Annotated in this window: 12 protein-coding genes; 11 read left to right on the top strand and 1 reads right to left on the bottom strand. The window is 39.8% G+C overall.

From position 1 onward, the window contains the following. Positions 1-142 precede the first annotated feature (142 nt). Positions 143-1,405: a molybdopterin molybdotransferase MoeA gene (locus tag MHH89_RS08045; RefSeq protein WP_341086791.1), complete on the top strand. Its 1,263-nt coding sequence runs from the start codon at positions 143-145 to the stop codon at positions 1,403-1,405. Between the two features lie 669 nt (positions 1,406-2,074). Here MHH89_RS08045 and xerS read toward each other — a convergent pair. Beyond that, on the bottom strand, positions 2,075-3,157 hold the full coding sequence (gene xerS, locus MHH89_RS08040; protein ID WP_076130054.1) for a tyrosine recombinase XerS: 1,083 nt from the start codon (positions 3,155-3,157) through the stop codon (positions 2,075-2,077). A 1,032-nt stretch (positions 3,158-4,189) separates the two neighbouring features. On the opposite strand from xerS, the gene MHH89_RS08035 reads away from it, so the two are divergent. From MHH89_RS08035 to MHH89_RS07990, 10 genes are all read left to right on the top strand, one after another. Further along, positions 4,190-4,765 (top strand): hypothetical protein, encoded by a 576-nt coding sequence (locus MHH89_RS08035; RefSeq protein ID WP_076190209.1) that lies wholly within the window; start codon positions 4,190-4,192, stop codon positions 4,763-4,765. Between the two features lie 770 nt (positions 4,766-5,535). Further along, positions 5,536-6,654 (top strand): site-specific integrase, encoded by a 1,119-nt coding sequence (locus tag MHH89_RS08030; protein WP_076310598.1) that lies wholly within the window; start codon positions 5,536-5,538, stop codon positions 6,652-6,654. Positions 6,655-6,774: 120 nt separating this feature from the next. Next, a complete protein-coding gene (locus MHH89_RS08025; protein ID WP_341086788.1) occupies positions 6,775-7,284 on the top strand; it encodes a GNAT family N-acetyltransferase in 510 nt (169 codons plus the stop codon). Between the two features lie 365 nt (positions 7,285-7,649). Then, complete coding sequence (locus MHH89_RS08020; RefSeq protein ID WP_197069683.1) at positions 7,650-7,751, top strand: sporulation protein YjcZ; 102 nt, start codon at positions 7,650-7,652, stop codon at positions 7,749-7,751. Positions 7,752-7,937: 186 nt separating this feature from the next. Next, entirely contained in the window at positions 7,938-8,561 is a 624-nt protein-coding gene (locus tag MHH89_RS08015) for a TetR/AcrR family transcriptional regulator (RefSeq protein WP_076281734.1), read from the top strand. Between the two features lie 60 nt (positions 8,562-8,621). Further along, entirely contained in the window at positions 8,622-9,473 is an 852-nt protein-coding gene (locus MHH89_RS08010) for a hypothetical protein (RefSeq protein ID WP_341086787.1), read from the top strand. A gap of 33 nt (positions 9,474-9,506) precedes the next feature. Next, positions 9,507-9,986 carry a flavodoxin domain-containing protein gene (locus MHH89_RS08005; RefSeq protein WP_076220204.1) on the top strand — a complete coding sequence of 160 codons (480 nt, stop codon included), beginning with the start codon at positions 9,507-9,509 and terminating at the stop codon, positions 9,984-9,986. A gap of 241 nt (positions 9,987-10,227) precedes the next feature. Continuing rightward, the gene (locus MHH89_RS08000; protein WP_076220205.1) at positions 10,228-11,100 is read left to right on the top strand and encodes an AraC family transcriptional regulator; all 873 of its coding nucleotides are present in this window, start codon (positions 10,228-10,230) and stop codon (positions 11,098-11,100) included. Positions 11,101-11,327: 227 nt separating this feature from the next. Next, positions 11,328-12,302, top strand: a complete 975-nt coding sequence (locus MHH89_RS07995; RefSeq protein WP_076310596.1) for a phosphotransferase enzyme family protein — start codon at positions 11,328-11,330, stop codon at positions 12,300-12,302. A 178-nt stretch (positions 12,303-12,480) separates the two neighbouring features. Continuing rightward, complete coding sequence (locus MHH89_RS07990) at positions 12,481-13,221, top strand: class I SAM-dependent DNA methyltransferase (protein ID WP_341086786.1); 741 nt, start codon at positions 12,481-12,483, stop codon at positions 13,219-13,221. The last annotated feature ends 50 nt before the right edge of the window (positions 13,222-13,271 follow it).

The raw sequence follows: 13,271 nt of genomic DNA, 5'->3' as shown, positions 1-13,271 counted from the left end.
TACCGGAAAAAATATTGTAGAAAAGGCTGCTGCCCATAAACATGGATGGTGGCCTTTTGTGTTTATAATTTTACTTCAAGAGGTCTCATGTTAAAATAATACCTATTACTGCAAAAATCGACGTTTCAGAGCGGAGGTCTTTATGAAGGATAATAAATTTCAGCGTGAAGCACTGCAAGTAAAAGAAGCTCAGGCCAAAATAATCAAATATGCCAATCCGCTAGAATCAGAAGACGTATCGCTGGATGAGTGTTGTGGACGTTATTTGGCTGAAAAGGTGATTGCTCCACACCCATTTCCTGCGTTTAATCGTTCGAGTATGGATGGATATGCGATTATCGCGGGGGATACCCGTAACTGTGTTAATGGACAAGTGGTATGGTTAGAAATTGTGGATAATATTCCGTGTGGCGCAGTGCCTGCGGTAGATATAACTCCGGGAACAGCCGCAAGAATTATGACGGGTGCACAAGTACCGGTTGGTGCAGATGCTGTGGTGATGCTGGAGGTCACGGAGAGACGTGAAGAGGAAGGAAAGACTTACGTTGGAATTCGAAAAAAACTAGAAGCAAACAGCAATATCACACCTCAAGGTTTCGAATTAAGCCAAGGTGATCTTGTATTGCCTACAGGAAGGTTAATCTCTGCGGGGGATATAGCTGTTCTTGCAGCGTTTGGAATACATACCGTGAAAGTCTATCGTCGTCCCAAGGTAGCCATCTTTGCCACAGGAACAGAGCTGCTGGAAGTGCATGAGCCGCTGGAGCCTGGCAAAATCCGCAATAGTAACTCCCCTATGCTAGAAGCTCTAGTCAAAGAAACAGGGGGTGTTCCAGTAATGTTAGGCGCTATTGTGGATGATCTGGAGCTGGCTAGAAGTAAAGTACAGATGGCGCTGGAAACTTATGATTTTGTGATTACAACGGGTGGCGTTTCTGTGGGGGATTATGATATCATGGGCGACTTGGTTCGCGAACAAAGTGGTAATATGTTGTTCAACAAAGTGACGATGCGTCCGGGAAGCGTAACTACTGCTGCGGTTAGAGGGGGTAAGCTGCTGTTAGCTTTATCCGGGAATCCGGGGGCTTGTTTCGTTGGGTTTCAACTGTTTGCACGGCCTGTGATTTCACTGATGCAAAGTGCTTCTCAGCCTTTTTTACCGGAATGGAGCGCTACACTCGGCACAGATTATAAAAGAGTGAATAATTTTACTAGATTTGTGCGAGCTCGGTTAGAAATTAAAGACGGCAGCCTGTTTGCTTATCCGGCACTCATTGATGAATCTTCCGTAACGGTCACGATCAAGGATAGCGACTGTTTGATAGTTGTACCCCCAGAAGAAAAGGGGCTATCTGCCGGAGATAAGGTAACAGTGATCAAGCTGCCAGGAGAGATTCGGGGCTAGATGTGGAGGGTACTCTGGCCATCGATGATTAAAAGGTATTTGATATCCACGCACGCACAGAAATCGCCATATAATTGCTAAGCCAACGTTATTATTTCCAACATTTCAACATATGAAAAATTCACAATAGACAAACAAAAAACAGTTTTCGTGCTAACCCAATAGTCGCTTACAACCGGTTTAAAGGGAGATTTTACCCCAGAAACTAGAATAAGAAAACCCACTTGCGTACCGTAAGTGGGTTTTTAGTGCAACAATAAAAGGGTTAGGGGTGCCCGCCGGTTGTACTCAAATTTGAAAAAAAGCGAGAATGAAATGCCCGGGTAGGCGACACTATCATAGCAATTCTCCTATCGGAAGAGTCGCTGCTCTGCTGGTTGGAGTTATTAGCCTGCACCACTGCCGAGATTAATCCCCCGCGGATGCTTAAGGACTCAGATGATCTTATTTGCAAATTTATCACCTTTTAAGCGGGGTTTCGGACCTCAGCGTCGCTATTTCATAGAATGGAGCTCATATTTACGTATTTCAGGCCAAAAGCGACCTTGGGGTCCGTTAGCCACCCAAATGTGAGATAATCCTGCATTTAAGGTCCGCTGAGACCGATAACAACTCTGCACTAGCGAAGAGCGGCTACTCATCCGAAGTATAAGCTCCCCTTGGTGATGATTAATTATCGGCACGCCGCTCGATCGCCTCGGACATCGTTTTATCCGTTAGATGAGCGTAGATCTCAGTTGTTTCGGTGGATGCGTGCCCGAGCTGTTCCTTCGTTTTATAAATATCATTTTGCAGATAATAATCTGTTGCAAAAGAATGACGCAGCTTATGAACCGTAAGATACGGTTTACCAAAGCGTTTAGCGTACTTAATAATCATTTCTTGAATCGCACGTTTGGTCATACGTTTGCCTTCTTGACGCCCGTTAGGGAGAGAGATAAACAAGGCTTTTTCTCTCTTGGGTGTTTTGTAGCGAGATTGGCGCAGACTAAGATAAAGAGCTAGATCATCTTTAGCTTGCTCTCGAAAATAGACAGGTGTCTTAAACGTTTCGTCATTATTCCCTTTGCGGGTGACATAGAGCAGCTTGTTGTTAACATCCAAATCGTCTACATTTAGATTAACTACCTCAGATACACGCAGGCCAGAGTTCAGAATCAAGCTGGCAATACAGGCGTCGCGCTCATGATTTAATTGAAACGAATAATATGCCTGTTTGTTACCTTCCACATCCCGTCCATAACCTTCATAAATGTACCCCACAAACTCCAGTAATTCCTCATCTTCCAAAATCTTACCCTTTAACTTAGCGGCAGTATCCTTTGGCTTATGTGTTCGTTTGACTTCAACCTTAGCCATAATGTTGCGTTTAAGCAATGGATAAAAGTTCTCATCCTCGGCGATTTGACTTAAATAATGAAATAAGGAGCGTAATGCAGATAACTTACGGGATACAGTAACTCGAGTGTTCGTTCCCTCGGCGCGGGTAGTTAGATGCAACCGGTATCCGACAATACTGTCCATATGTAGGGTTTCCAATTCTAGAAGTGTGATCTCGGTATTTGAGCCTGCTTGAGATAAGCCCTCTGCCCGCAACCAGCCGAAAAAAGATTCATAATCCCGGATATACTCCAGCAGTGTGGAAGGGGAGAGATCAGGGCGTTTATAATCAATAAACTGCTGAACGAACCAGGGCATGAGGGGTAGCTTTTGATCAAGTTTTTTACGGTCATCGTTCTTTTGAACGCTCATGTGATTCACCTTTTTCCATAGATTGCATAAAATCTCTTCCTTCTATCTTAACATGTTTTGTACCAGATTGGACTTCGAATGAAGGGGAAACTAGGTCCGAGCCTTGCTCCTGATGCCGCTAAGCTTTATGATGTGAAGTAAAAATCATATGGGCTATTTTTAGCCTTCTGAAAAAGCCTTGAAAACACTGAGAAAGCTTACTGTTAAAGGGTTAGTGACGAAATTGTATTTACTGACTTGTACTGATAAATGACTGAAAATAAGTCGTTTTGACTGCTTTTTGTGACCTATTTGTGATTTCTAAACCGAGTCAAAGCATGTGACAATGTTTACCCTAAAAGGGAAAACAGAAACTCATATATAATTCACCGTTCAAATCACGGATTTTCTGTAAATAGGATTAATACTTATGAACTCTTGAACCGTTAGGGGATGTAGCCACCGGAAAATTTCCGATTGTCGGGATTCACGATAATTGACAGACATCTACCGTTTTGGGAACCCCAAAGCAAGTAAAGGGGGGATGTTGAACATACATTGTCTAACCTGTCCGTCAAATTTGACGGAGCGCTATGGTGATACGAAATAACTAACATTACGCAAAATTTTGCTGAACGATGGGGTGTATTGAACTTATGTAACAGCAAAGGGGGACGAAATTTCATCCTCCCTACAAAAGTTGGTCAGGTGTTTCTTTTATGTTTATAACAGTAAAATTGTATAATTAAGGATAATGTTACTGTTAGCTAGTTGTTTTCTATCAATTACACAAGTGTAAATGATTCAAAATAACTAATAAAATAATTAATTAGGGGATTTTAATGTAAAACAATATCCACGTAAATTACAATATAAGGTAAATGATGTGTGGAAAAATATTAAAAATTGTCGATTGAAAACAAAAATTGTAGAAGATATGATACTTATAAACAGATTAGTAATTATAGTAATAAGATACTATAAACAAATAAGGGTAATAATGGTATAATAACAATGTAATCCAAATTAATATATCTCTGGGAGGCGATTTATTTGATTAAACTACTAGAACTAGGCTTAGCAACATCTCTTCTGTTGACTCCTGCTGCTTCTGCAACAAGTTTTGGAGATTCAACGACGACGCAAAATTCTACAGTATCTACAGTAACTCCAGTGTCTGAAGTTTCTACAGTATCTCCATTCTCTGAAAATACTGATGTAATTCATTTTGGTGAATATACTTTTGAAAATAATATTATTGAAGGGCCAGGTACGAGGTTACAGGTTGGAAATGGGATTGAACCACCATTAGTTTCACTTTTCTCAGAGGCGTATAAGATAATCCCTGTTTCTCATACAGGTGGAGCTTTTAATGATTCATTTACTTGTACAGCTTCTGATGGTGTTAACTTAAATATTTGGATGAAGAATAAGAGCAGTAATCCAGTTCAATTTCAAATAAAATTGAATGGTAGCGTGTTTACAGATGTTAAGATTGCTGCTGGTGAGCAGAAAACAATCTCATTTAAGGATATGTTAGGTGGCGGAATAACTGATACTTTTGGAGTATATATCTACAGTACCACTGGACATGCGCTTAATGTTGATGTAAGTGCAAGACAATTCTAAAGATTTAATCTATAGAACATAAATATTTAATGCCCTGCCAGTCGAACATTTTGGTAGGGCATTTTTGTGTTGCAATTTAAAATATGATTGGAGATGGTAACAATTAACATATCTTCATGCAACTAAAGTGATCACTACCCACATAGAAGTCTGAAATATGAGAGTAATCAAACAAATCGTAGCTTAGAATTGATGTGAGAGGAATAGTTAAACTCAACATAACCATAATCAACTTGAGGACAGCCAATGCAGTTGGATGGCTACGGAATACTACTTGCGTCTTGTGCAAGTTTTATGACGGTGTACTTGACCTTGCACTTTAGTTATTGTTCATAGTTCAAGTTAAAATCAGGATGCTAATACCAACTCTATTATATTTCCAGCACTGGCAAGCAGTACTGTCAAAATAATAGACCTGCCGCACCATCCTCTTGCCTACGGCAATTCACCTTCACGGCTCGTTATGGATTGCTTACACTTTCATAATTGGATGGGGTAGGAAATCAGGAAAACGGGGCTAAATCATGGATAAACCTTATATATAAAGAAACTCCACAATTTGGTGCAAATATCACTTCAATACTACTCGTAATTGGTCGAAGATACTTAGTGCATGAAGAAGTTTTTGATAAGTGGCTAAGAGAAGGAAAGTGATTAATATGATTAATAATACATATAGTTAACATTATATAGGAGTCAAAATCATGTGATATAATATAAGATAGTCACATGCTTTGACTCCTATTCTATTAGAGTGGGAGAGTGTTGAAATGGCAGTTCCTAAATACGATGAAAAAACCAAGACTTGGAGATTTATATTTGATTATCAGGATGAAACTGGTGAAAGAAAACAAATAAGAAGAAAGGGGTTTAAGTCTAAGCGTGAAGCTGATGAAAAAATGCTTGAACTCAAAAACGAGGTCAACGCTGGACAATACTCTTCTCCAAACACATTAACTGTTGCTAATTTCTTTGAGGATTGGTTCAAGACTGATAGAATTCTACAGGTTAATGAGAAGACAACTTATTATCATAATTATTTGGCTTTTAAAAATCATATTAAACCTAAACTCGGTAACATAAGACTTCAGAAACTTACCCCAATGCAATGTCAAAAATTCGTTACAGGTATGCATGAAGAGGGTTATGCAAGAAATTCAATTGATAGAGTCGTAACAGTTGTAAAGAAGGCACTAGACAAAGCCATAATGTATAAAATTATCAAAGACAATCCAATGCGAAAAGTAACACTTCCCAAGTATGTGAAACTCGAAATGAAAATATGGACTCTTGAACAAACTATGGAATTTTTAAAAGTAGCAAAAGATTATAGATTTTATTGTGCTTATGCACTAGCTCTATATTGCGGACTTAGAAAAGGTGAAATATGTGCACTAAGATGGCAGGATATCGACTTTGAGAAAAAAGAGCTTGCAGTCAATCAGACATTGGTTAACTTCGGAAAGACCATTAAACAAGGCGCAAAAACATCGTCTGGTGTCCGTAGAGTATCTATACCAAACGCACTTATTGAGATCCTAAAGGAACAGCGAAAAAAGTATTTAGAATTTAAGTTGCGGCTAGGATCAAGATTCATTGATATGGATTTGATTATTTTTAATTATAAAAATGGGAAGAATATCTTTCCAGACGCTCTTACTACAGCATATAAAAAAGATTTGATAAAAGCCAATATGCCACACATCCCGTTCCATAGCTTACGTCATACCCATGCTACGATTCTGATAAAGGAAAACATTAATGTGAAGATCCTTTCAGAACGAATGGGACATTCTAAAGTCGGCATAACGTTGGATACTTACAGTCATGTGATCCCATCTATGCAGCAAGAAGTTGCAGACACGTTAGACAGGGTAATGAGTCTTTAGTAAAAAAAATGTGACCTATTTGTGATTTTGACCTGATGGAGAAGAGAAAACCCTTGGTACTAAAGGGATTTTTGGTTGAAACATGATGTGAAGTAAACATAAATGTCAGAGGTGCACATAATGAAACTTGAAATTGAGCTGGTTCCCAAAGAACGTAAGCATACTATAAGCAGATTAATGCAGTTCTACCTATATGATTTCACCCGTTATTTAGAATTTGATGTCAATCAAGACGGGGTATTTCCGGCCTATCCGGGACTAGAAGCTTATTGGAGTAGCGGAAATAATAAATTCGCATATTTGTTTAAGGTGGACGGGCATATTGCTGGTTTTGCTTTGGTGGACAGGTTATTGCGTAATCCTGAAGGCCAGTTTTATATGACTGAGTTTTTTGTGATGCAAAAATACCGCCGAAGTGGTGTAGGTACATGGGCTGCGCATAAGCTCTTTGATATGTACTCTGGGGAATGGAAGGTTTCACAAGTCCGTGCGAATATACCTGCTCGTGATTTCTGGCATAAAGTGATCGGGGACTATACCCATGGAGAGTTTCAAGAGCGCTTTAATCCACAGCAAGGCAACCCCAGCCAATACTTCAACACATTAACTATTAATAGGGTTAAGAAATAAAAACCGTTATATTGCTGGTTTCTTTTAGCTAAGGAGCTTGCTACTAACAGCAAATGGATTGAAAAAGTGGAGCTAAGTAAGTGAGCTCTCGACAGTGGAGAATGACAAAGAGAGCGTCAAGACGGAAGGTCAGGGAATTGTGATTTTTTATATAACTGACTAGCGATTAAGCACATATACGAATTGTAAAGAAGGGAGCATCTAATGCTCTCCACTATAGTTAACATAACATTTATTATGTCAACTTATTAAACCATTCACCATACAAAAGGTCGTTGGTTTATTTTTTGTGTTCAAAATACCCAGTCAATGAGGGCAATATTGCATATCTTATGATGTACTCAATTACAAAGGAGGAGTCAACAATGGGCGAATTTGCAGGAGGATACGGTGGTTTCACTTCCACAGGAGCTATTCTGGTTCTGTTTATCCTGTTGGTTATCATTACTAAAACCCTCTGTCTGTAGTCCTTTAACTTCACAAATTAAAGGTTCCGTCAGTCTATATAGACTGGCGGATTTTTTATGTCCAGATATGTAGATTGGAGGAGGGGAATACATGTGACTAAGAATATTGACATAATACTAATCCAAAACATATATTAAACAGTGTTCAAAGATTAAACGGTGTTCAATCCATGAGGAGACGAATTTATGACTAAAGAACAACGAAAAGTACGTGAGCGTGAAGAAATGAGAAATCTGATCCTGCAAAATGCAGCTTTATTGATTGCCGAAGAGGGAATAGAGAAGCTGTCTATCCGAAAAATCGCTGAGAAAATCGAATATTCACCGGGAATTATTTATCATTATTTTAAAGGCAAAGAAGAGATTATCGAGAACTATTTGCAACAAAAATATACGGATATGCTTTCTGAGCTTCAGTCTGTGCAACAAGAGGTACAGCAGGAATTACCTCCAGATACACTTTTAAAACGATCATTGGAGAAGTTCATCAGGATGTCTCTTTCTATGGGTGTAGAATACCGGAATGTCATGCTAAACGATGCACCGGCTGTTCTTAGTTACACGGCTGTTCTATTTAGAGGAGCTGCACAGGAACGTAAAGCGATTGGGATGCTCTGCCAGGGCCTGCTCAGATTTGAAGCACAAAAAAACCGTGAAGAAGCTTTCGTAGAACTCACAGCTCAGGTGATATGGAGTGCAGCGTTCGGTTTAATTATGCGGTTGCTTGTCGAAAAGGATCTGCCTGATGATCAGGTCGAAGCTCTGATTTCATGTCATTTGGATTCAATGGTTGCTATTGCCTCCAGGTGAAATCTAAATATTTTCATGAAGGAGGGGGAGGTTGTTATAAAACATATAAGGAAAGTCGTAGTGCTGTCGGTGTTGATTTCGGTTATTGCAGTGTTTGCAACAGCGGTTGGATTGTTTTCAGATGGGATAAGTGATGGAACAAAATATACTTTCACGTCAAAATGGGGCGAGGATGTAAAGCTTCAGGGGTCAGGAGTGTACAGCCATGATTCTGTCTCTGCGGCGGCACAAGCTAAAGCACAGGATGGAGTTACATTATTTCTTGCCATACCTTTACTGCTCAACTCGCTCATCATAACAATTAAAGGCTCGATAAAGGGGAGGATGCTCCTTACGGGCACTCTGGGGTACTTTTTATATACTTACGCATCCTACAGCTTTCTGACGATGTACAATTCATTGTTTTTAGTTTATGTGCTGTTGTTTTCCTTAAGTTTTTTCGCATTCATCCTAGCCTTATTTTCCTTTGATAAAGAATCCATACATACTTACTTTAAAAACAGTTTACCTTCTAAAGGAATCGGCTTTTCCCTAATGGTTATTGCTTTTATGATTTTATTGCTCTGGTTAGGGAAAATACTGAATTCACTACTGGGGGGAACACCGCCACAAGGACTAGAGCACTATAGTACATTGGTAATTCAAGTTTTGGATCTTGCGATCTTAGTCCCATTAGCAATTGTAACGGGGATTATGGTCATTCGTAGACAACCTTTTGGGTACCTACTGGCAACTGTCGTTGTTTTTAAAGGAGTTACATTACTGCTAGCAATTACGGCAATGCTGGTGGCAATGATCTATAGCGGTGTGGCTGTGTCTATAGCCGAGTGTGTAATTTTTCCGACGATGACTGTAGCTATTGCTGCTTGTATGGTTATTTTGTTAAAGCATGTACGTGAACCCTTAAGATAATAAGTGACCAGCAAGCGGCAGGGAGTGATTAGAATGAAGACAATAATTATGTATACCTCGAAATATGGGTGTGCGGAAAAAGCGGCTTATTTATTAAAATCTCAACTGGGCGAAGAAACCGAAGTAGTTAATTTGATGCATGTTAAAGAGCTGACACTAGAACGATATGATACGGTCATCTTGGGAGGATCTATTTATTATGGAAAAATCCAAAAACAAATGACTGATTTTACAACAAAATATCAAAATGAACTAGGGAAAAAACGAGTAGGATTGTTTGTTTGTGCAGGAGCAACAGGTGAACAGGCCTCACAAGAATTGAAATCTGCGTTTCCAGAAGTGTTATATGACCAATCGGTGACGAAAGAAGTTTTTGGAGATGAGATCTATGAAGAGAAGCTAACTTTGCTAGATCGGTTTGTACTGCGGATGGTAAAAGGAAAAAATAAGAACGTAAATGGGTTATCAAAAGAGACGATCGAGCGTTTTGCTCTTGCTATGAAAAGGTTGTGAAAGTGAGTGGACGATCGAGCTTCTGAACGCACTTCGGATTATAGTTAACATAATTATTATTATGTTAACTATAATTTTGACAATCAAAAAAAGTAGTCCTTCTTGTGAGAAGAGAGTAACTTCCTCGTATTGAGTCTCTGTTCATCGAAACATGAAAAAACCCTACAGAATCGTGCAGATAAAGTCGGGAAGATAAAAACCATCTCTGATAACCTTATAATTAACGAGGGGAGGCAACGTCATGGATACGCTGGTACAACTGAACAAAGCAATAAGCTATATTGAGGAGAACCTAACAAATCCCATTGATTATCAGGAGGTTGTGAAAATAGCCTGCTGTTCGGAATATCATTTTACTCGTATGTTCTCCTTCCTAGCAGGCATTACTCTGTCGGAATACATCCGGCGTCGACGTCTAACTTTGGCAGCACTCGAGCTTTCACAAAGTAATATCAAAATTATCGATGCTGCTCTGAAGTATGGTTATAATTCGCCGGATTCCTTTTCTAGGGCTTTCCATAGCATGCATGGGGTTAGTCCTTCGGAAGCTCGGGTCCATGGACATTCCCTTAAGGCATTCCCTCGGATGTCGTTTCAGCTGACTATCAAAGGAGGAAATGAAATGAATTACCGGATTGAAAACAAAGAGTCTTTTCGCATCGTGGGTATAAAAAAACGGGTTCCAATCATTTTCCAAGGGGTTAATCCGGAGATTGCATCGATGTATGAAGGGTTGACGCCGGAAATGATTGATGAGATGAAGAGATTTTCTGATGTTGAGCCCTCAGGATTTATAAGCGCCTCTACAAATTTCTCTGAAGGACGTATGGAGGAAAAAGGAGAGTTCGATCATTATATTGGCGTTGCCACTACGAAAGACGCATGGAATGGCTTGGATCAGCTGGAAGTGGCGGCCTCTATGTGGGCTGTATTCACAGTCGTCGGCTCTTTTCCGAGTGCGCTACAAGAGATCTGGGGGCGAATATATTCGGAATGGGCTCCGTCATCGGGATATGAGCTAATTAAAGGGCCTGAAATTCTATGGAATGAGCACAAAGATATCACATCGCCAAATTTTAAAAGTGAAATATGGGTGCCTATCACTAAGAAATAAAAGAGTTTGGTTGGACTATTGAAACTGAGCGCTGAATATCCTTTCACAACGAAGCTTCCGCGAAAAATCATTCCGGTAGCTTCGTCAAGCTATAGGCAGGATATTTCGAAAATGTTGTAGAAGTACAATTGGTGAATTGAATGATTTTTAGAATGTAGTAGATTTCAATTTTTATGACTCAGACGAAGATTGAATTAATGAATCCTTCTATTTTAAAGGAGTCCCTTATGACGAACGAGAAGCTTTTGGACTTACTAGGCAGGTACGATATCCAACAGCCTGAGATTATTTTCTTAAGGCATAACGAGAACAGAACCTATCGTGTTAATGACAGAACGGGAAAATCATATTTACTCCGCATTCATGAACCTTTTATAGAGGACATGAAAGGTCTGCAACATACATACAGCGGCATTCTTGGAGAATTGCAAATGCTTGAGAAGCTGGGAAGCTGGAGCACCAACGAAATACAGACTCCCGTAAGAAACAATGAGGGTGAACTTATTACGATCATTGAATACGAAGGTGAACTGCTAAACTGCTCCGTCCTCACCTGGTTGGATGGAAGAGACATGAATATGAATGATGTTAACAATTTTGAACTGGTAAAAGAACTGGGATCTCAAATAGCAGAACTGCATACTTTTTTTCGGCAGTACGAACATTCAGGTATGGAGATTCGCCCGAGTCAAGGCAAAGCTTATAATGAACGGATGATCCGTGTGATTCATTCGGGTGTGAAAAAGAATTTATTTACGCCTTCTGAGGCTAATGTCATTGAACAAACGCTGCAATTGATCAACTTCCGGTTAGATGACCATGGCGGGGAGGCTGGCCCGGACCTTATTCATGGGGATTTGTGTATGGGTAATATCATCATCACAACCGAAGGAAAGGTGCGCTTCATCGATTTTGGCTTTTTCGGAAAAGGTTATGCTTTACTTGATGTAGCCATGGGAGCTATGATGCTACCAACCGATCGAAGAGATACTTTCCTAAAGGGGTATTACAGAGAGTGTGAAAATACAGCGAAAGATCTACAGCAGTTGGAAGGTTTAATGTTGGTCGCTATTATTGGGTATTACGTCTTCCAGATAGAGAATGTACATGTTCATGACTGGATGCGTGAAAGAATGCCCAAATTATGCGCTGAGTATTGTCGCCCCTTCCTCAATGGTGAAAGTATATTTTATAAAATATGAAATGGAACGTTCAGGGTTGAACTAACGAGGACTGGTATGTTTGATGAAAATTGATTATAACCGTTTATCACCAAACGTGTTATCAAAAAAATAGTAAAATAATACTGTTAAGCGCGATGGCTGTCGATTAGCATTTATTTCGATTATATTCTAACAAGGAATGAAAGGGGGAATGGTGTTGATTGAACATAGCAATCTTGAAGAATTTCAAGATCCGGTAAATTACGATCTTGAATTTGACGGTGAAATGGACAAATATCAGTTCTATCTTGAGCTTGCCAGATCGAGTCCTGGGGAAGTGTTAGAACTTGCTTGTGGTACAGGCTTAACAACGATCCCCCTCTCGAAAGCTGGTATAACAATGACCGGTGTAGATATCTCTTCAGCGATGATTGCGTATGCGCGGTTGAAGGCGAAAGGGCTGACTGTTACTTTTATGGAAGGTGATGCCCGTACCTTCGAATCGGACAAGCGATTTTCGATGATTTATTTGACTGGTAATGCATTTCAGGCATTCTTAAGTGATAAAGATCAAAGCGATTTGCTCACGACCGTTCACAAACATTTACAAGCCCATGGAATCTTTGCATTTGAGACCCGAAATCCGGAGGGAACGGATTTATCCGATCAAGAGGAGACAGAATGGGGAGCATTTATTGATAAGGATGGAAATAACGTCAAGGTATCAGGCACCCAATGTTACGATGCTGGCCAGCATATCATGCATTGGGTCACGATGCGTGATTGGGGGTATAAGCGAACGACTTCCCGAATTGCTTATCGGTTCACGGATCCGAATACGCTACATTCTTTATTAACTCGTCACGGCTTTTGCGTCGAACATCAATATGCTGACTGGGATAAAACGCCGTTTTCTCCGTCATCTTCATCTATCATTAGTGTTTGTAGGAAATGTTAGGAGAAACGTAATGTATTGCGATAGAAAAAATCTAAGGTGACGCAATTGTA

Origin of the sequence: Paenibacillus sp. FSL H7-0323 (assembly GCF_038002725.1) — a bacterium.
Lineage (GTDB): Bacteria > Bacillota > Bacilli > Paenibacillales > Paenibacillaceae > Paenibacillus_AQ > Paenibacillus_AQ odorifer.
This window is presented reverse-complemented; position numbering and strand designations above follow the sequence as displayed.